Genomic DNA, 19,886 nt, shown 5'->3' with positions numbered 1-19,886 from the left:
TGCTTTCTCTCGCTCATTATGAAGGATTTTCTGCCTTCACTTCTAAATTCATGCGATCTTCAATTAATTTTGTTAATGCTCTTGATCCTTCCGGCACCAAATGTACACCGTCTGATGTAAAGTATTCAGGGTGCTTAGAAGCCTCAGAGTACCAATCAACGAGCGTGACGTGATCAAACTTTTCAGAAGCAGCTTTCAAGTTCTTGTTCACGGTGCTTTCCCAAGAACGGGGAACGCGCGTATTTACTAAATAAACATCCGCGTGTGAAAAAGCTTTTAACAGTTGTTCAAGTTCTTCATTTGTAAAATAGCCGTTTGTTCCCAACTCAATAATCACTGCGCTGTTCGGATTATTAAACGCTTGATAACTAGGAGTTAGCTGCAGCGCTTCATTAAGCTGCCTTCCTACTTTTCCATCAATCGTAATACTAAGCGGCATTTCTTTAAGATTAGGAGCAATATCCAGCATGACCGAGTCTCCAATCGCAAGAACATCTCTGTAAGGATTCGGCTGCTGCTTTTCTTTTGCATGCGATTTTTCTTCCCCGGAACTCTTTTCAGCGCTTTCTGCTTTTTTATCATCCGCTTTGTTCTTATCTTTGACAGAAGTTGAAGCATTTTCTTTATGATTCGTTTGAATCTTAACCTCTGTCTCTTTTGCTGCCGTTTCATCCTTTTGTTGCGTACTAATAGCAAAGCTTGTCATATCCGCTGTAAACAACGCCAAAAAGAAAATGAGACTGCCCAAAACCGCTTGTCTCGAACGAGAGAGATTACGCCATTTAAAAAGCTCTCTCGGATGGTAGTGCCGGAAATAATAGCGAAAGCCGCGTGTACGGATAGGCACCTCGATGTAACGGTACGAAAGTTCAGCAATGATAAACGTAAGTCCTACTTGTAACAGCGCATGCCAATAGACCGGGCGGCCAATCTCGGCTACAGGCGTTGTAAGAACAATAACCGGATAATGCCACAAATAGATACCGTATGATCTAGTACCAAGCCAGCGAAGCGGTTTAAACGACAGAGCTTTTCCTAAAAAACTACTAGGATGACTAATCGTTGCAACCAGTACAGCAGCGTTTAAACAAATCAGCAGCATCCCACCTTGATAAAGAAAAGATGCATGCGTATATTCATCAACGCTCCATACGCAGAGAATAAATACAAAGAAACTCACCATACTTACCGCGTTTAATACTTGCTTGCCTACAGCTGGAAGATTTTTTGATGATAAACGATACATCGGCCAGACAAATGCAAGTAAACAGCCGATTAAAAGGGCAAACAGCCGAGTATCGGTTCCATAATAAATGCGGCTAGGATCCCCTCCTGGCTCATATAAAAAAGACATTAGAATAGCTGAGGCCATTACTCCAGCTAAAATGAATAGAGAAAGAATTCCTCTCTTTTTGATAAATTTTAAACCTAATAATAAAACAAGTGGCCACACAATATAAAACTGCTCTTCAATAGCAAGTGACCATAAGTTCTTTAATGGTGAAGGTGACCCAAAACTATCAAAATATGAAACTTTATGAAAAATAAACCACCAGTTACTCATATAAAAAATAGACGATAATGCATCGCCTCGTAGCGTTGTTAACAATGGCCGGTTAAATAAAATAACCCACGCTGCGGTTAATACTACCATCACATACACAGCTGGAAGAAGTCTTCTCGTTCGGCTGATCCAAAAATGTTTCAAATTTTTTAAAGGATTTTCCCAAGATTGCACCAGTAAAATCGAAGTAATTAAATACCCTGACAATACAAAGAAAACGTCAACCCCTAGAAATCCTCCAGATGCCCATCCAAAGCCTAAGTGATAAGCAATCACAGCCATGACAGCAAAAGCCCGAAGTCCGTCCAAACTATATATATACCTATTTTTCTTTTCTTTTGCACTCATAAAAATGCCTCCAAGCAATATGTACAACAAATTTCTTTTTCAATAAATATTAAGAATATTACGTAATTGTTACATTTTTGTTACAAAAATCATTATATACAATATTATTACTTTCTTCAATATATCACTTACTGAAAATCAAAGAATAAGTAAAAAGAAACAAATTCATTATCTATCTTATTCATAAATTACTAATTTAGTAGTAGTCATATCGATTCTATCTGCGTGCCACTAAACCCTACACGTTTCTTTCACCTTACCCGTTTTAAAAATAGAAAAACTTCACACAATTGGTGAAGTTTCTAAGGTGTCTTTAGCATATCTACGTGTGGGAGTCCTTCATCTGAATAAATATCGGAAATAGGTCTAAAACCAAACGATTCATAAAATGTTTGAAGTCTGCTTTGAGCTTGAATTTTAATTGTCTTCTCGTGCAATTGATTTTCTAGAAAATCAATTCCTCTTGCTACTAGTTCTCTTCCAAGGCCTGTACCGCGCTGTGCTTGTTTTACAATAATGCGCCCAAGAGAAGCTTCCCGATAGCTAATTCCTTTTGGTAAAACTCTAAGGTATGCAATAATTTCCTCATTCTCTTTTTTGAACAAGTGATAAGCCAGTTTGTCTTTTCCATCTACTTCTAAGTAAGCACACTTCTGTTCGACAACAAAAATAGCGGTGCGAACCTGTAGAATTTCATAAAGCTCCTCGTTTGTCAGCTCTTGAAATGATTTTATGCACCAAGTCATGATCCGCTCACCTTTTCCTATTGTTCTTTTTCAATTAAATTCAGCGTACGTTCAAGCCAATTGATATAGCTTGTCTCCCTGTCTTGAGCGCGAGAAAGCACCAAATAATGACCAAATTGAGGAGATGAAACGGTAATGTGATGATTAACTTGTTCCAAAAGGTCATCCATTCGTTTCTTTAAAAAAGTTAGCTTCACTTTCCTGCTTGATAGTTGATTATCTATTTGTTGCTTTAATTCTTCTATTGACATGGATGAAGCAAAATAAGCTTTTAACATAAATTCATCTTTAGTTGTTTCAGGAATAGGATCAATTGTAGTGAGCCACTTGCTTAGCTCGCCTCTTCCTTCTTCCGTTATCGAATACATCTTTTTTTCTAATTTCTTGCCTTGAATCACGGTTTCATAGCGAATAAATCCCTCTTCTGTTAATCGCTTTAACTCGGGATAAATCTGGCTGTGCTTAGCACTCCAAAAATTGCCGACCTCTTCTTTAAAAAGTCTGGTAATGTCATACCCGCTGAGCTCCTTCTGATCTAAGAGCCCTAATATTGCATATTTTAATACTCTCATTCTGTTCCTCCACATTATTTCTTCCATCAGTATAGCATATAAACATTTCATTTACATGTTTGCCAAAACATGTTTGTGTATACTTTTTATTTATCTTTTTTCTATTATTTTCTCTTTACAGATTAATTTAAATTTTTGAAAAGTTACCTCCACAATCAATGGTTTTCATGATAGTATAATGATATTCTTTCTGACATCAGTCATTAGCCATTTTGTATGATGAGTGTTCGAACTAATTTGAGGAGGAATTAATGTGATTACGTTAAACAGAGCTTATAATTTTAATGCAGGTCCGTCTGCGCTTCCCCTACCTGTCTTACAACTTGCTCAAGAGGAGCTAGTTAATTTTAAAAATACGGGTATGTCTGTGATGGAATTATCACATCGCAGCAAAGAGTTTGAAGATGTATTAACACATGCTAAAGAAACACTCACGGAATTGCTTAACATTCCAGATACACATGAAATTTTATTCCTGCAGGGCGGAGCGAGCCTGCAATTCTCTATGATTCCAATGAACTTTTTAGCTCCCGATCAAGTCGGTGCATATGTGCTAACGGGATCATGGTCAGAAAAAGCGTTAAAAGAAGCAAAGAAACTTGGGAAAACAGCAGTTGTTGCTTCTACTAAAGAAGAGAACTACCGCTCTATTCCAGCTTTAGATGATGTAAAGCTTCCAAAAGAAGAGATTGGATACTTGCATATTACGTCCAACAATACCATTTTTGGTACACAATGGGCTGACTACCCTTCTATTGAAGGAGTAGACTTAATTGCTGACATGTCAAGCGACATTCTTTGCCGTCAAATTGATGTATCTAAGTTCTCACTCATTTATGCTGGTGCTCAGAAAAACCTCGGACCATCTGGTGTCACAGTTGTCATTTTGAAGAAAGAATTGCTTAAACGTATTCCTGAGGGCTTACCAACAATGCTGAATTACGAGACACACGTAAAGAGCAACTCCCTTTACAACACTCCTCCAACGTTTGGTATTTATATGCTTTCACTTGTTTTAGATTGGATTAAAGAACAAGGTGGCGTTAAAGCAATTGAAGCTCAAAATCATAAAAAAGCTAAGTTACTCTACTCAAGCATGGAACGTTCAAGCGGTTTCTATACTCCTCATGCTACTGAGGAAAGCCGATCAATTATGAACGTAACGTTTACTTTACCAAACGATGAGTTAACCGCTGCGTTTTTACAGCAAGCAAAAGAAAAAGGCTTTGTAGGATTAGCTGGACACCGTTCAATTGGCGGATGCCGCGCTTCTATTTACAATGCTGTACCGTTTGAAGCGTGTGAAGCTCTTGCCGTCTTTATGGATGAGTTTGCGCAGGCAAACGCGTAATTGGCAGAATTAGCTGATTCTTTTTTCATATAAATATGTTATAATTAGTATGTAAATATATGCAATGGGCATAGACGCACTATTGGTATATTTCGAGCTTAGCTTAGAAGAGGAGAGATGAGAAATGAATACAAAAGTTTTAGTTTCTTTAGCGTTATTAGTCGGAATTGGAGCGGTTCTCCACACGGTGGTACCTCCTATTTTATTTGGAATGAAGCCAGATATGATGTTAACGATGATGTTTTTAGCAATCCTGTTGTTTCCTAGCGTAAAAAATGTTGCATTGGTTAGCTTAACCACAGCGGTTATTTCTGCTTTAACAACAAGCTTTCCTGGCGGACAAATTGCAAACTTGATTGATAAACCAATTACAGCATTTATCTTCTTTGCATTATTTATGCTTGTGAAAAAAGCAACAGGCATGAAAACACCAGTTGCCGCTGCTTTAACAGCCGTTGGCACGCTCGTATCAGGGACCGTATTCTTGTCAGCTGCCGCGCTAATCGTCGGCTTACCGGGCGGAAATAGCGTCATGGCACTTGTTGCTGCAGTTGTATTACCTGCAACAGTAGTAAATACAATCGTAATGGTCGTTATTTATCCAATTGTTCAATCCGTTCTAAAACGCACAAGCATCAAAGCAAAATTATCGTAACGTCAAGAGCCTGATTTAGTTAAGAATCAGGCTCTTTTTTTACACTAAAAGCTAAGGTCCGCCAAGCTTGGCGGACCTTTAAATAAAAGTTGCTGATTTTTTTTGCGACAACCTACAGTTTGAACTTTACCTTTTTATTTAATAAAAGATGGTACAGTTCTTTCACTTAAATTTCATTTGCAGCTAATACAATACGTATGAAGACTTACTATGTAATAAAGGTTTAAGTTCTCCATCCTAGGTTACATAATAAAGTATAAGTGCCACGAAAAAACTCGCAAAAGCCACTGTTGCACATGTAAGAGACTTTTGTTTAAGAACATGTTTAGGTGGATATGAGGCCGTTCTAGTCGTAAGGCTAAACCATTTAAAAGCAGCCAGAAAAAAACTCAGGCTGATCATCAAAAGAATGAATAAAGCTATCCCATGTTGATAACCTCCTTCTTTTGTATAAATCTATGCTATTTTTTTATGATTATGTCAGAAGGAAGTGTTAGCAATTACTTTACTACATAGGAGGAAATAAACAATGAGTAGAATAAAAAAACTAGCAGCTGGAGCAGCAATCGGAAGCACCGTAGCTGCTATTACAACGCTTCTTGTTACTCCATATTCAGGACGAGAACTTAAGGAGCGTGTAAGTTCCCGAAAAGACCGAGTTAACGCTTCGCAACAAGAGCTCTCAACAAAAATAAAAGCTGTTTCTCAACAAGTACAAATGACCGCCAGAGAAGGAAATACTATAGTGAAAAATATCGCAAGTGACCTTTCTAATACCATTGGTCAGTTTAAAGAAGAAATTGTCCCTCATAAGGAATCCATTCAGCATCATTTGAAAGAAATCCAAAATTCTTTGTCAAACCTAGAAGAACATGTACAGACAACTAAAAATCCCAATGAAAAAATTGACAAAAAAGAAGGTTAAAACGCCTTCTTTTTTAATTTTTTAAAATTTTGTAAATTTACATCTTTATAATTTTTTATTTTATTGGCATAATAGAAGATAAATAAAAAAAGAGACTAAGTAGGTGGGAGAAGATGAAAAAGACTAGTGATCAAGATTACAGTTTGAAAGAAGCACTTCTATTTAGCCAACGCATTGCCCAATTAAGCAAAGCCCTTTGGAAAACCGTAGAGAAGGATTGGCAGCAATGGATTAAGCCTTATGACCTTAATATTAACGAGCACCATATTTTATGGATTTCATATCATTTAAACGGGGCTTCCATTTCTGAAATTGCCAAATTTGGAGTTATGCACGTTTCTACTGCATTTAACTTCTCCAAAAAACTAGAAGAACGAGGTTTACTTGAGTTCTCTAAAAAAGAAAGCGACAAGCGAAATACGTACATTCAGCTGACAGATAAAGGAGAGGCCATTTTATTAGATTTAATGGAACATTACGAACCTTCTAATAATTCAGTGTTCAGCGGCGCACTTCCGTTGCGCGACTTGTACGGCAAATTCCCTGAGTTTATGGAACTAATGACCGTCATTCGCAAAATTTACGGTGAAGATTTTATGGATATCTTCGAGCGATCTTTCCATCATATCGAAGAAGAATTCACTGAAGAAGATGGTAAACTTGTCAAGAAAGATAAAGAAAACCATCAGGAGACTATTTCAAACTCTTAATGGTTAGTCCCTTATCCATTGAATAATTTCAAAAAATTCATTCATCACATCTTGATAAGAAGGTTGATAACGAAGCGATTCAACCGTCTCTCTAGGATTTAATTTATAGTTCAGCATACCAACAAATTGTGTAAGAAGCGGAACAAAGTCTGTCAGGCCTTCCGCTTTTTGCTCAATATATTCGCTTTTTGTATCTTCACACAGAATTAAAATCTCCTCTACTTCCTTCTTTGTAAGCTGATTTCGCACCACTAGATCAATAAATGGTTTAGCTTCTTGTTCAGATGTCCCAGATAACAGTTTTATGTAATATTCTAAACGTGATACTCGAGATTCTAAAGTTTCCATCCGCTTCCCCTACTCCTTCAACGTTCATATACCTCTACTCCATATTGTACATGATTCATTCATGTTCTTCCAAATAATTCTTTCTTCGTCATTCACATTTCCTGTTTAAGTAGCATCGTATAAAGATTTTCATATACTGATTATGTACTCACTGCATATATTAATATAAATCCCTCTGTCCTTTTTAACAATCCTTTTGCACAGTAGCTAATCGTTACTCATTTCTTATCCATTCACTTTGCTATTTGGTTTAAAACCTATTTCTCAACTTCTTAACTACCCTTTATAAAATAAAAACCGCATTTCTGTGTAAATACCTCTTGAAATTCTTTGCTCAACTGTATATATAACTATCTATTTTACCGCTTTTTTGGTAATGTTAATATAGATATTTGTAAATTCATACAAAGCTGTACTATATAAATGACTATAAGACTTTTTGTCTTCGTCACACTGATTTTGTTAGGGGGATTTTTATGTACATATTCTTTATTGTATTTGCACTATTCATTTTATTCTACATCAATGCACTAACAAATACATTGTGTATTCAAAAAGAAATTCCAGCTGAAAAACAGCCTAAAGTTTTTCGTACGATTAATGTATTAATTACCATTTTATTAGTTTCATCTTATATTGAAGTATCATTTACATAAAAAACGGTGAGATGTCTCACCGCTTTTTTATAGGCTTAGCAAAAACAGCTAGCTCCGATGATAACTAATAAGATGAATAATACGACTAATAGCGCAAATCCACTGCCGTATCCGCATCCGTAAGAACCCATATCTATCGCCCCTTTCCTTTTATATTCACCTGTTTTTTAGTGGTAGCATGCACAACCAACAATGACTAATAAGATAAATAGCACAACTAATAGTGCAAAACCGCCTCCATATCCGCATCCGCTCATTTGAGCACCCCCTTTGTTTACTAATACTGCATCTTATGCATTAGCTCAAAAAACGTCTAGGCTTTTAGCCCAAACTGCATAATTTATTTCTTTTGCCTATTATTTGGACGCTACTCCATGAGTTTGCGCCCCTATTTGAAAGCGTTTTATAAAAAAGCAGCCTGAAGCGTATATTTGCTTGACACTATGTGGAAAATAAATGTAAATTTACGTGCTTTTAACTTCATTTGCTAACATCAGGAAATGTGATATAGTAAATCTTGAGTCAAGCTACATAAGTAAAAATGATGAGTAGGAGTGTTTACGTATGAAAAAAAGCTTAGTTGCACTAACAACGGCAGCCAGTCTCGTTGCATTATCAGCATGCAGTGGGGGCAGTGATGCTTCAAATGCAAACGATTCTTCAAAAGTAATTGTAGAAACAAAAGCAGGCAATATCACACAAGGTGATTTGTATAAGCAAATGAAGGATACAATTGGACAAGACCAATTTAATACACTCGTACGAAGCGTTACTGAAGAAAAAGTATTGAGTGAAAAATATAAAGTAACAGACAAAGAGCTGGATCAGCAGCTGAACATTTTAAGAGAGCAATACGGAGATCAAGTGGATTCAGTTATTAAGCAAAAAGGCGAAAAAGAAGTTAAAGATATGCTAAAAGTAGATATTCTTCGTGAAAAAGCTGCTACAGCAGGCATTAAGGTATCGGACAAAGAACTGAAAAAAGCTTATGATGAATATAAAGCTCAAAAACCTCAAATTCGCGCAAGTCATATTTTAGTAAAAGACGAAAAAACAGCAAATGAAGTAGAAGCGAAAATCAAAAAAGGCGATGACTTTGCTAGTCTGGCAAAAGAATACTCAACGGACCAGCAGTCTGCAGCTAACGGTGGCGATTTAGGCTACTTCGGTGAAGGCCAAATGGTGAAAGAATTTGAAGAAGCAGCTTATAAGCTGAAAAAAGGTGAAGTAAGCAAGCCAATCAAAACGGAATACGGCTATCACATCATTAAGCTAACGGATAAAAAGAAAGTAGAATCTTTCGAGAAAAAGAAACCCGAACTTGAGCAGCAAATCAAACGTTCAAAAGTAGACCAAGCAGAAGCAAACAAGAAGATTCAAAAAGAGCTTGATAAAGCAAAAGTAGAAGTCAAAGATAAAAATGTAAAACCAATTTTCGAAGAAGGTGCGACAGACAGTCAATCTGGCGTAGAAACTCCTCAGCAGTAATGCTAAGAGCCTGTCACTCATGTGACAGGCTCTTTTATATAATCAGATAGAATCGCTGTTGCGTCTTTCTTTCTCCACTTGCATTCTTTCGATGAAGACTTGTCCCTCTTTTTCAATAAACGAATCATCCACTTGCTTATCATGTTGTGCAGCACGAATCGCCATAAATCCACTAAAGAAAATGCCTGCTACAACTAAATAAATCCAAATTGGTAGTGTCACCATATATTGATCCCCCATCACAGTTATTTACAACCACTATATGCGAAGGAAGAAAGACTTATACCTTTTTAATCAATCGTTGGTTTATAAAATGAGCGATTATCAAGTGCAAAAATACGCTCTGTAAACTCACCGGGCTTCACTTTTGTTAATGCTCGGTCCAGCATATTCATTTTAGCGTCTACATTGTCAATCAAATGAAGCATCTCAGCCTCTTTAATCAAAGGCTTTTTCGGACTTCCCCACTCTTCCTTACCGTGATGCGATAACACAAGGTGCTGAAGAAGCATAACCTCTTCTCCTTCAATCGCTAATTCTTCTGCCGCTTTTCCAATTTCATTCACCATAATCGAAATATGGCCAAGCAAGTTCCCTTCGACTGTGTATATCGTCGAAACAGGACCTGAAAGTTCAAATACTTTGCCAAGATCATGAAGAATAACTCCAGCGTACAGCAAGTCGCGGTTTAAGCTTGGATAAAGGGTGGAAAATGACTCAGCCAGCTTAAGCATAGACACCACATGGTAGGCAAGTCCCGATACAAACTCATGGTGGTTTTTAGTCGCTGCCGGATATTCTAAAAATTCCGTTTGATATTTTTTAAACAAATGGCGAGTAATGCGCTGGACATTCGAATTTTTCATTTCAAATATACTCTTTGTAATATGTTCGACCATTTCTTCTTGAGATAAAGGGGCCACTTCTAAAAAGTCAGATGTGCGCACTCCGTCTTGGGGCTGTGCAGGACGAATGTTGCGTATTTTCAGCTGGTTGCGCCCACGGTAATTCATTACTTCTCCAGCAGCTCGCACAATCTTTTGAGCAGCATAATTTTCCTCGTCATCTGGGGATGCATCCCACAGCTTGGCTTCAATATCACCTGTTTTATCTTGTAGGATTACCGTTAAAAACGGCTTTCCATTGCTTGCAATTCCTCTCGTTGAGGATTTAATTAAAAAATAAAGATCAACTTGCTCTCCTACTTCGTATTGAGCAATTCCTTTTGTCATGATCTTTTCCTCCTTACCACTTCATTCTATGTATTTGATAGCAAAGCTCTTATCGCTTCGTCCGCTTATTTACAGCTCTTTACATTTCATTTTACCATCGCTTGGCACCGAATGCACGGGTAGACGCTTTTTCATAAAAGATGAGGTTGCGACATAACAAAACCAATGGCATCTAAAGACGAACAAATTGGATAAAGGAACTGAACTGCTTGAGACACCGCTGTTGATTTCCGTGCAAGACTTCGCTTTCTGCGGGCGACCGCTGAGCCTCCTCGTTGCTTCCGCTCCTGCGTGCGGGGTCTCATCTATTCCGCTTTTCCCGCAGGAGCCTTCGCCTTGCTCTCCAATCTACAGCTAGAAACAACTACATACATGAAAACTATGGTCACCATAGCAATAAAAAAATCCGGACGATTTGGATTCTCCATTAAGAATCTAGGTTGTTCGTCCGGATCTTCCTTCAACTAAATTACTATTGTCTCAGCCTCTCACTTCTTTATGTTTCTTTTTTCGTGAGCTGCAGCGCCTTTTTAATATCTTTAAAAGAGGTAGATTGACCATACATAAGGACTCCTCCTTTATACACACGGGCACCAAATATAGCTAAAGCAGTAATCGTCACAACTAAAATTCCTATCGACACGCTCACTTCCCACACAGGAACATTTAACATACCTACACGCAAAAACATAATCATCGGGGCAAAAAATGGGATAAAAGATGTGACCGTAATGATTGTGGCTTCAGGATCACCAAGTCCAAACATAGCAATTAAAAAAGCGGCCACAATCACAAGGGTCATGGGCGTAATCATTTGCTGTACATCTTCAATACGACTCACAAGAGAACCTAAAAAAGCCGCGAGCGTAGCAAAAAGAAAGTACCCCAATATGAAAAAAACAAATGCATACACGAATGTAGTCAGCGGAACATCATTAAATCCAAGATAAGAAAAGATACCGTTATGATTTGTTTCTACATTGGTTTTTAACGATGTGTACCCCACGCTCAGTATAACTGCAAGCTGCGTTAAGCTGAGCAGTGCAATTCCAATGATTTTAGCAAACATTTGGGTAATAGGTGATACGCTCGATACAAGGATCTCCATAACGCGGGATGATTTTTCAGTAGCTACTTCCATCGCAATCATGCTCCCATACATAATAACGGCAAAATAAATAACAAACAGCAGCACATACACAAGACCTCTTGCTTGATTTAGCTCTTGTTCTGTTTTGGCATTTTCAACTAACGCTTCTTTTTTAAATGAAACAGGGCTGTAAAGCTGATCAATTTGCTTTTCTTCTAACCCGATTTTCACTGTAGCCATAGCCACTTTTGTTTGCTGCACCGCCTGTTCTAAGGTAGAAGAAAGATTTGATTCGGCCAAAGAGTTAGCTTTGTACACAGCTTGAGGCAGCTGCTTATCGTTTAAAGATAAAAGTAAATAGCTATCGAGCTCCCCGCTTTTTACCGCTTGCTTTGCTTTAGACTCAGACGTAAATTCTTTTAAATGAATGTCTTTATCCATGGCATTTACATTTTGTTTGAACAATGTATATACGCTTTCCACTTCATAGATGACACCCACATTTGTTCCATTATCGTCTGAATTAAAAACGTCGATAATTTTCTCCATATTTGTAAGAGCAACTAGAATAAGAGCAGTAATAATCGTCGTAATAATAAAAGATTTTGTTTTTAATTTATTAAGATATGTATGAAAGACAATGACCCAAAATTTATTCATAGGAAGCACCTACCTTTTCAATGAAAATATCATTTAATGAAGGCTCTTCCACTACAAATTTAGATACAAATGAAAAGTGTTTAAGTTCTTGAAAAATGAGCTGCGATACGGATTCATGCTGGATTTGAACAATCATGCCTTCAACCGTTTTTTTCACCTTTACAACGCCTTCAAGTTCCGTAATTCTCTCAAAAGGACCTTTTCCGTGTACAATGACGTTTTTCTTTCCAAATGAACGTTTGATCTCCGGCAGCCTTCCATACACAACAGGCGTACCATGGTGCATAATACATAAATATTCACAAAGTTCTTCCACATGTTCCATTCGATGACTAGAAAAAACAATAGTCGTTCCGCGTTTTTTTAAATCAAGCACCGCTTCTTTTAATACTTCCACATTTACAGGATCCAAGCCGCTAAAAGGTTCGTCTAAAATAAGCAGCTCGGGTCGATGAATAACGGAGGCAATAAATTGAATTTTTTGCTGATTTCCTTTGGATAGCTCTTCTACTTTTTTGGAAGCATATTGAGGAATATTAAATCGAGATAACCAGTGCTCCATTTCTTGCAGCACGTTCGCTTTTTTCATTCCGCGCAACCGTCCAAGGTACACAAGCTGATCTTTGACTTTTAATTTCGGATATAATCCCCTTTCTTCTGGAAGGTAGCCAACTAGATGACTTCTACTGTAAGTTAAAGATTTATCATTCCATTGGATGTGACCTGAGGTTGGCTCAATGAGCCCTAAAATCATTCGAAACGTCGTCGTTTTGCCAGCACCGTTTGCACCTAAAAAACCAAACACTTCGCCTTTTGGAATTTGCAAGGATAGCTCATTTACAGCTGTAAATTCACCGTACCTTTTTGAAACTTCACGGATAGAAAGAGACATTTAATTCCTCCTTTGTAAATAAACCTACGTTTATTGTATGGAAAAAAATGATATCTGTAAACCTTAGCAGGATTTAGGGGAATAAGACGAGAAATATGTTGAATACGCTTACAATTATACTATAAGAGGAGAGTAGATTTTATGAGTACTTACACATTAACCGCTTTTGAAAAGACTGGAGAAAAATTAATAGATGAAAGTTTCGAAGCAGCTTCTGATACAGAAGCAAAGACTATCGGCACAAAAAAGTTAGAAGAGCTTTCCTATTTAGAAAAAACGCATCGGTGCGTTAATCCCAGCGGAAAACTTGTATTGTTTCATCGTTAATACAAAACGCCGGAAAGGTTTAGCTTTCCGGCGTTTTATATTACTTTACAGCTTCTTTTAGTTCTTTACCAGCTTTAAATGCCGGTACTTTTGATGCTGGAATTTGCATTTCTTCACCCGTTTGAGGGTTACGGCCTGTACGAGCAGCACGCTCGCGTACTTCAAATGTACCGAAGCCGATTAACTGAATTTTCTCACCTTCACCTAGCGTTGATGAAATTGTTTCTAGTAATGCGTCAACTGCTTTAGATGCATCTGCTTTTGTTAACTCTGATTTTGTTGCCACTGCGTTTACTAAATCTGTTTTGTTCATTTCCAATCACCTCATTAGTTTCTACATTATCTTGTGTTACCACTGTTTTGCAACTTTTAAACATGCTCTATCAATATGATAGACAAAAATATTGGCTTTTAAACTAGTTCACTTAATTTTCGGAAAGATCTTTTTCACTTTGATTAAAAACAGGCGCTCGCTTTTCCAGAAACGCACGTACACCTTCCTTATGATCCGAACTTTGGCTCATAGCAAACTGACTTCTTTTCTCAAGCGCGAGCACTTGCTTTAATTGTGAAACGGATGTCTCCACATAAATTCGCTTTGTTTCCTTCAAAGCACGTGAAGGTTTTTTTAGCCAATATGAGAGATAATCTTCTACATGCTTCGCCAAATCTCCTTCTTTTATTTCATCAATTATGCCAAATTGATGAGCTTCCTCTGCTTTTAATGTCTTTCCTTCCCAAATCAGCTGTTTTGCACGATGAGCACCGATGCGCTTTTCTAGCAAAAAGTGACCGCCTCCGTCTGGAATTAGAGCAATACCGATGAAGTTCATCGCAATTTTTGTGTGTCTTTCTGCAATAATATAATCAGAAGCAAGCGCAATGCTGAGCCCTAGCCCTGCTGCCGCACCGTGCAGTACACTTATCGTCATTTGAGGGAGGCTGTATAAAGTCAGCACGGCTTCATTAATCAAGTCCATCACCTGCTCAAAACGTTCTGATTGTGAAGGTGACATCATCATATTAATATCTCCACCTGCTGAAAATACTTTTCCGTTTCCTTTTACTATTAAAAAATCTGCTTCGCTTTCTTCGACAACTTTTAAACATTGAATAAACTGCTCTAGCACTTTTTCGTTTAATGCATTTAACGCATCCGGCCTGTTAAACGAAATTGTGGCGACACGCTCTTGCAAAACTAGTTTTACTACTTTTAATTCGACGGTCATATTACTCACCCTTTCTGATAATGATTGACGACTTGTTCACGAAGCGTACGTTTTAAGAACTTTCCTACCGTTGTCTTCGGGATTTCATCCATAAATAAAATGTCATCTGGAAGCCACCATTTCGCGAACTGCGGCGCTAAAAATTTGAGCAGCTCTTCTGACGAAACGATACCTTTGTATGCATCTTTTAACACGACACAAGCCACTGGACGCTCTTGCCACACCTTATGAGGGACTGCTATGACGCAGGCTTCAAAAACAGCTTCATGGGCAATAAGCGCGTTTTCTAGATCAACCGATGAAATCCATTCTCCTCCGCTTTTAATCAAATCTTTTGTTCGGTCTACGATTTTGATCGTTCCCTCTTCGTCAACCGTCACAATATCTCCGGTATACAGCCAGCCGTCTTTAAACGTATCTTCTGTTCTTTTATCCTTATAATATTCAGAAGCTATCCATGGGCCCTTTAGTAATAGCTCACCCATTTCCACTCCATCCCAAGCAACTTCTCCATTTTGACCTATTACTTTCATTTCAACCCCAGGAACTAAGAAACCTTGCTTCGCTTTTACGCTGAGCTGATACTCAAAGTCTTCGCAGTACTGATAGCTTTTTAAGCGGGAGACGGTCACCACAGGGCTTGTTTCCGTCATTCCGTACGCATGCATAAATTCAATTTGATATTTTTCCTGAAATTCTCGAATGACGCTTTTTGGGGCCGCTGATCCGCCACATAAAATAGCTCGCAAACTATCAACTGAGTAAGGTTTTTTTTCTAACTCTTGTAAAAAATTCAACCAAACTGTAGGCACAGCTGCAGCAAGAGTTACTTTCTCTTGTTCAATCAGAGAAGCAATCGTCTCTGAAGTACAAAAAGCACCCGGCAGCACGATCTTTGTTCCAAACCAAACCGCCGCAAAAGGAATTCCCCATGCGTTCACGTGAAACATTGGAACGATAGGCATAGATAGCGGTATCAGCTTCTGATAAACCAGCACTATCAGCAAGCCCTAGCGCCATACAGTGCAAATAAATAGCGCGATGAGAATATACAACGCCCTTTGGCTCTCCTGTAGTAGCAGATGTATAGCAAAGACCTGCTGGTTCTTCTTCGCTTAAATCTTGAACAAAGGAATGCGATGAGTGCCCTTGCTTAATCCAATTTTCGTAATGATACACTGGTAATTCCGTTTCTGGCAGCTCATCTTCATCTGACATAACGATATAGGCTTCAACATGTGGAAGCTTTTGATGAATACTTTCAAATAAAGGTAAAAAGCACTCATCAAGTAAAATGACTTTATCGCGTGCATGGTTAATGATGTATACAATTTGCTCAGAATCTAACCGAATATTAATTGTGTGAAGAACAGCGCCTATTCCCGGCACGGCAAAATAAGCTTCTAGATGCCTATGATGATTCCATGCAAACGTTCCGACTCTTTCTCCTCGCTTCACTCCAATTCCTTCTAACATACTAGAGAGCTGCCGAGTCCGTTTTATTAACTGAGTATAGGTTAAACGCTGAATTCCTTTTGAAGATTTAGAAACCACTTCTTTTTTACTAAACAGCTTTTCAGCTCTTTCCATCATAGATGGTACGGTTAACTGTACATTCATCATTAAGCGGCACCTCGCATCGTCATAATAAGAAAACGCTTACAACTTTTTTATATATTCAACAGATTCCGACATTTCCCTGCTGAAAATAAAAAAAGATCACTAAAAAGTGACCTTTTTATTTACTAAACAATTCATCTAAAATCTTGAGTTTTTCATTTGTGTAGTGCTCGAATCCATCGTTGTACGATTTTGGATCTTTTGGATTCGCAAACCTTGTAATGATACCTGTTTCTGGATGCACGAATTTACTAGATGCCCCGCATCCAAGGCCAATAATCGTCTGCTTTTCTTCCATGATCATAATATTATACAGGCTCTCTTGACCAGGGAATGAGTAACCAACGTTCTCTAAATTACCTAAAATATTTTTTTGGCGATATAAATAATAAGGCTCATACCCTTGTTCTTGAGTCCACTCAGTCGCCAAATCCATCATTTTACCAATTTCATAGCGATCTGCCACTTTGTATTTTCGTTTATTTTGAGTCATTTCAGATGCGCGTTTAAACGATAGCGTATGAACAGTTAAAGATTCAGGAAGCAATTTTTTAGATTCGTCTAGCGTATGCTGAAATTCTTCTACACCTTCATTTGGAAGCCCAATAATTAAGTCCATGTTAATGTTATTCATTCCCATTTTTCGAGAAAGATGAAATTTATTAATGGTTTCTTCAACTGTATGATGACGTCCGATAGCTTTTAAAGTTTCTTGAATATAAGACTGCGGATTTACACTAATACGATCAATGTTCCATTTGTTCAAAACAGCTAGCTTTTCTTCCGTAATCGTATCGGGTCTTCCTGCTTCTACCGTAATTTCACGGATATTTTGTACATCAGGAAACGATTCATACATCTCTTCATACAGCATGTCCATTTCTTCAGCGGTAATGCTAGTTGGCGTGCCTCCGCCATAATATACAGTTGTAATCTTGACGTTATTTTCTTTTAACCATTTTCCCACTTCGCGCATCTCATAATGCAAGCCGCCTAAAAATGACGTAACGGATCCTTGACGTCCGTTAATCGCATAGGCTGGGAATGTACAGTATGCACACTTCGTCGGACAAAACGGAATGCCTATATAAATACTTACCTCGTTCTTTAACTCATGTAAATCGGGAATAGCTGCTAATTGACGATCCACAATATGCTGCATTAAATTAATCTTGTCATCGGTAATTAAATATTCTTCCTTTAACTCACGATGCGCTTGTTCTTTACTTTTGCCCGACTGCAGTTTCATATGAAGCAGCTTCGTCGGACGGATACCAGTTAAAATACCCCATTTTTGAACAATGTTTGTATACTCCTGTAATACAGATAAGTAAACGCGAAGTACCACATTTTTTATTTGCTTAAATTTTTCTTTTTCTGTTTCATAAGGCGTAAACGATTTAGAAAGCTCTTCTGTAAACACCTTCTCTGTTTCAGCGTCATGCAGCACTGCTTTCGCATAAATTTCTTCATGAACTTTTAGCTCTACTTCGACCTTCAGTTGAGCTTCGTTATCATCCTCAAAGGAGACGTTGCTTTCTTCAAAAAACAAATCTGAAATTCGGTGAAGCGGACGTAAAAAACGCTCATCTTCTATACCTTTTATATAAATGTTCAATATAATCACCTTTCAAATCAATTGTATCTAAGTAATCAGTTTACAAAACCTACGTATGTCCGGTCAAGGTGCTCAGCTCAAGGGAATGCGCGGACAGCAAACAAACGGAAAAAGAGATTGAGCCATAACTACATTAATTCAATCTAAAGACGTGCAAATAGGATAAATCAGCTCATATAAATCGCTTGTTATACCGCTGTTGATTTTCATGCAGGGCTTCGCTTCTGCGTGGTCTCATCTCTTCCGCTTTTCCCGCAGGAGGCTTCACCTTGCCCTCCGATCAACAGCTAGAAGCAGCTACATACGTGGAACCGACGTTCACCCTACCAATAAAAAAATCCGAACGAGTTTGATTCTTCGTTCGGATCTTCATTCACCTAAACTACTTTTGCCTAACCTCTTTTTTCCTTAATTTATTTTAAACGAAAGCTGTCAATTTGATGAAGATAACCAAGGCGCTGCTGCTTTCTAAATAATTCTTTTACCATGTAGGCTACACCATTTTCATTATTAGAACGAGTAACCCAATCCGCCAGCATTTTTAATTCTGTTGGTGAATTGCCCATGGCCACACCCATTCCCGCATGTTCAATCGTTTCTAAATCATCATAGCAATTTCCAATTGCTACTACGTCTTCCATTGGTATCCCTAGACGATTTGCTACATAACGAACGCCGGCAGCTTTTGTGGCTCCTTTTGGCGTAATATAACATCTATTTTCATTTGGATACGAAAACCATTCAATATCCGGAACTGCACTAGCAATTGTTTGCTCGGCGTATTCTTTTTCTCTACGATCTGCAAAATACACTTCTATTTTTGGCGTAGAAACAGGTTCATCACGAAGCGTATCTCCTAAGGAATCTACGAACTGCACAGGATAAAAGAGCGGTTCTCCCGTTTTTAACACGCTTTTAGCTACAATATTATTAGGAAGCTTTACACGATTTCCAATTGAAAACCTTTCGTGTAAAATGCGGACATGACAATTAAAATTTTCAAAAAGCTGAATGAGATTAAATGTTTTTTCCTCGCTAATTCTCTTATCTAGTATCGGTTTGTCTATCGATGTTCCGATAAAGGCACCACTATGAGTAATTAGCATTGCTGGATGAACTTTAAGTGACCGAGCAATTTTTTTAGCAGACGGAAAATGCCTGTTTGTTACTAACGTAACGTAAACCCCTTTATTTTTCACGAATTGAATTGCGTCTTTCGTTTCTTTTGTAACGCGCCCTTGGCTATTTAAAATGGTTCCATCAATATTCAACGCTAGCAATCGATAAGCCATATGAGAACCCCTTCTTTCATAGATGTCTAATCCGTTAGGATACGGTTATAAATGACCTTTTCATGTTAGTCGGCATGTGTAGCCTTGTTACTAAGCTTATGAGTAGAACTGCACAATTAGAAGAAATTTCCGCATAAAAAAAGAGGAAAAGATTTCTCTTTTCCTCTATCTCTTATTCAGCCGCACCGTAAAGTTCTTCAAGTGGCTTCATGATAATTTTGTTTAATTCACCAATTACCATGCTCATACGTTGCTCAGCTTCCATTAGCTTCGCGATATTTTGATCTTGTTGAACGATTGCAACTGTTTGCTGAGCTTGCTGAACTTCTTCTTCAGTGATTTCTTGGCCCATCATTTGCTTTTGTTGCAGCTCCATTTGCATTGTACGGAAGCGCTCAAATAATTGTTTTGAACCTGCATCAGCGTTTACTGCTGCATATAAGTTTTTTAAGTTTGTGTAATCGTCGCTTTGACGAATTGCTTTTTCTAAATCATTTGCTACATCATGTAAGTTTACAGACACGTTAAGTTCCTCCTAATTAAGTTCTATAATTTCTTGACTT

The 19,886-nt window shown here is 37.9% G+C and carries 23 protein-coding genes and 1 pseudogene; 7 read left to right on the top strand and 17 right to left on the bottom strand.

The genetic code is table 11. The annotated features are described in order from the left end of the window. Positions 1-16: 16 nt before the first annotated feature. The 3 genes from U9R83_RS03015 to U9R83_RS03005 all read right to left on the bottom strand — a co-directional run bounded on the left by U9R83_RS03015 (position 17) and on the right by U9R83_RS03005 (position 3,230). Entirely contained in the window at positions 17-1,912 is a 1,896-nt protein-coding gene (locus U9R83_RS03015; RefSeq protein WP_328575064.1) for an acyltransferase family protein, read from the bottom strand. 302 nt (positions 1,913-2,214) lie between these two features. Continuing rightward, positions 2,215-2,658: a GNAT family N-acetyltransferase gene (locus U9R83_RS03010; protein ID WP_014461672.1), complete on the bottom strand. Its 444-nt coding sequence runs from the start codon at positions 2,656-2,658 to the stop codon at positions 2,215-2,217. Positions 2,659-2,675: 17 nt separating this feature from the next. Further along, positions 2,676-3,230, bottom strand: coding sequence for a PadR family transcriptional regulator (locus U9R83_RS03005; RefSeq protein ID WP_014461673.1), 555 nt, complete (start codon positions 3,228-3,230; stop codon positions 2,676-2,678). A 253-nt stretch (positions 3,231-3,483) separates the two neighbouring features. Between U9R83_RS03005 and serC the strand changes: the two genes are divergently transcribed. The 4 genes from serC (at position 3,484) to U9R83_RS02985 (ending at position 6,871) form a co-directional block, all read left to right on the top strand. After that, on the top strand, positions 3,484-4,581 hold the full coding sequence (gene serC / locus U9R83_RS03000; protein ID WP_209368227.1) for a 3-phosphoserine/phosphohydroxythreonine transaminase: 1,098 nt from the start codon (positions 3,484-3,486) through the stop codon (positions 4,579-4,581). Positions 4,582-4,705: 124 nt separating this feature from the next. Continuing rightward, positions 4,706-5,236, top strand: a complete 531-nt coding sequence (locus U9R83_RS02995; protein ID WP_209368225.1) for a tryptophan transporter — start codon at positions 4,706-4,708, stop codon at positions 5,234-5,236. Between the two features lie 529 nt (positions 5,237-5,765). Next, entirely contained in the window at positions 5,766-6,161 is a 396-nt protein-coding gene (locus U9R83_RS02990; protein ID WP_014461676.1) for a YtxH domain-containing protein, read from the top strand. 113 nt (positions 6,162-6,274) lie between these two features. After that, positions 6,275-6,871, top strand: a complete 597-nt coding sequence (locus U9R83_RS02985; RefSeq protein ID WP_014461677.1) for an HTH-type transcriptional regulator Hpr — start codon at positions 6,275-6,277, stop codon at positions 6,869-6,871. A gap of 3 nt (positions 6,872-6,874) precedes the next feature. Here U9R83_RS02985 and U9R83_RS02980 read toward each other — a convergent pair whose 3' ends face one another. Beyond that, positions 6,875-7,219: a DUF1878 family protein gene (locus U9R83_RS02980; protein ID WP_014461678.1), complete on the bottom strand. Its 345-nt coding sequence runs from the start codon at positions 7,217-7,219 to the stop codon at positions 6,875-6,877. A gap of 476 nt (positions 7,220-7,695) precedes the next feature. On the opposite strand from U9R83_RS02980, the gene U9R83_RS02975 reads away from it, so the two are divergent. Continuing rightward, the gene (locus tag U9R83_RS02975) at positions 7,696-7,875 is read left to right on the top strand and encodes a hypothetical protein (RefSeq protein ID WP_013055312.1); all 180 of its coding nucleotides are present in this window, start codon (positions 7,696-7,698) and stop codon (positions 7,873-7,875) included. 35 nt (positions 7,876-7,910) lie between these two features. Here U9R83_RS02975 and U9R83_RS02970 read toward each other — a convergent pair whose 3' ends face one another. Both U9R83_RS02970 and U9R83_RS02965 read right to left on the bottom strand, forming a co-directional pair. After that, positions 7,911-8,006 carry a YjcZ family sporulation protein gene (locus U9R83_RS02970; RefSeq protein ID WP_016762974.1) on the bottom strand — a complete coding sequence of 32 codons (96 nt, stop codon included), beginning with the start codon at positions 8,004-8,006 and terminating at the stop codon, positions 7,911-7,913. Between the two features lie 36 nt (positions 8,007-8,042). After that, entirely contained in the window at positions 8,043-8,132 is a 90-nt protein-coding gene (locus tag U9R83_RS02965; RefSeq protein WP_074682953.1) for a YjcZ family sporulation protein, read from the bottom strand. A gap of 307 nt (positions 8,133-8,439) precedes the next feature. Between U9R83_RS02965 and U9R83_RS02960 the strand changes: the two genes are divergently transcribed. Then, complete coding sequence (locus U9R83_RS02960) at positions 8,440-9,363, top strand: peptidylprolyl isomerase (protein ID WP_014461679.1); 924 nt, start codon at positions 8,440-8,442, stop codon at positions 9,361-9,363. Between the two features lie 42 nt (positions 9,364-9,405). Here U9R83_RS02960 and U9R83_RS02955 read toward each other — a convergent pair whose 3' ends face one another. The 5 genes from U9R83_RS02955 to U9R83_RS02935 form a co-directional block, all read right to left on the bottom strand. After that, entirely contained in the window at positions 9,406-9,588 is a 183-nt protein-coding gene (locus U9R83_RS02955) for a sporulation YhaL family protein (protein WP_013055310.1), read from the bottom strand. Positions 9,589-9,653: 65 nt separating this feature from the next. Continuing rightward, positions 9,654-10,595, bottom strand: coding sequence for a 3'-5' exoribonuclease YhaM (yhaM, locus tag U9R83_RS02950; RefSeq protein WP_013055309.1), 942 nt, complete (start codon positions 10,593-10,595; stop codon positions 9,654-9,656). Between the two features lie 131 nt (positions 10,596-10,726). Further along, a complete protein-coding gene (locus tag U9R83_RS02945) occupies positions 10,727-10,900 on the bottom strand; it encodes a hypothetical protein (protein ID WP_226556410.1) in 174 nt (57 codons plus the stop codon). A gap of 191 nt (positions 10,901-11,091) precedes the next feature. Beyond that, complete coding sequence (locus tag U9R83_RS02940) at positions 11,092-12,345, bottom strand: ABC transporter permease (protein WP_014461680.1); 1,254 nt, start codon at positions 12,343-12,345, stop codon at positions 11,092-11,094. Further along, positions 12,338-13,237 carry an ABC transporter ATP-binding protein gene (locus U9R83_RS02935; RefSeq protein WP_014461681.1) on the bottom strand — a complete coding sequence of 300 codons (900 nt, stop codon included), beginning with the start codon at positions 13,235-13,237 and terminating at the stop codon, positions 12,338-12,340. The genes U9R83_RS02940 and U9R83_RS02935 overlap by 8 nt, the downstream gene beginning before the upstream one ends. A 141-nt stretch (positions 13,238-13,378) precedes the next feature. Here U9R83_RS02935 and U9R83_RS02930 point away from each other — a divergent pair, with 141 nt between their 5' ends. Beyond that, on the top strand, positions 13,379-13,564 hold the full coding sequence (locus U9R83_RS02930; RefSeq protein ID WP_014461682.1) for a YhzD family protein: 186 nt from the start codon (positions 13,379-13,381) through the stop codon (positions 13,562-13,564). A gap of 40 nt (positions 13,565-13,604) precedes the next feature. Here the strand turns inward: U9R83_RS02930 and U9R83_RS02925 are convergent, their stop codons facing one another. From U9R83_RS02925 to U9R83_RS02900, 6 genes and pseudogenes are all read right to left on the bottom strand, one after another. Further along, on the bottom strand, positions 13,605-13,877 hold the full coding sequence (locus U9R83_RS02925) for an HU family DNA-binding protein (RefSeq protein ID WP_013055305.1): 273 nt from the start codon (positions 13,875-13,877) through the stop codon (positions 13,605-13,607). Positions 13,878-13,989: 112 nt separating this feature from the next. Then, on the bottom strand, positions 13,990-14,793 hold the full coding sequence (locus tag U9R83_RS02920) for an enoyl-CoA hydratase (protein ID WP_328575063.1): 804 nt from the start codon (positions 14,791-14,793) through the stop codon (positions 13,990-13,992). A gap of 5 nt (positions 14,794-14,798) precedes the next feature. Then, positions 14,799-16,416 (bottom strand): annotated as a pseudogene (locus U9R83_RS02915) (long-chain fatty acid--CoA ligase). Positions 16,417-16,531: 115 nt separating this feature from the next. Then, positions 16,532-18,031 (bottom strand): coproporphyrinogen III oxidase, encoded by a 1,500-nt coding sequence (locus U9R83_RS02910; RefSeq protein ID WP_042992344.1) that lies wholly within the window; start codon positions 18,029-18,031, stop codon positions 16,532-16,534. Between the two features lie 413 nt (positions 18,032-18,444). Next, positions 18,445-19,323 (bottom strand): Cof-type HAD-IIB family hydrolase, encoded by an 879-nt coding sequence (locus U9R83_RS02905; RefSeq protein ID WP_013055300.1) that lies wholly within the window; start codon positions 19,321-19,323, stop codon positions 18,445-18,447. A gap of 172 nt (positions 19,324-19,495) precedes the next feature. Then, a complete protein-coding gene (locus U9R83_RS02900) occupies positions 19,496-19,846 on the bottom strand; it encodes a YlbF family regulator (RefSeq protein WP_014461686.1) in 351 nt (116 codons plus the stop codon). Positions 19,847-19,886: the final 40 nt, after the last annotated feature.

Origin of the sequence: Priestia sp. LL-8 (assembly GCF_036227845.1) — a bacterium.
Lineage (GTDB): Bacteria > Bacillota > Bacilli > Bacillales > Bacillaceae_H > Priestia > Priestia zanthoxyli.
Note: the sequence above shows the minus strand (reverse complement) of the source record. Positions and strands in the feature narration are given on the sequence as shown.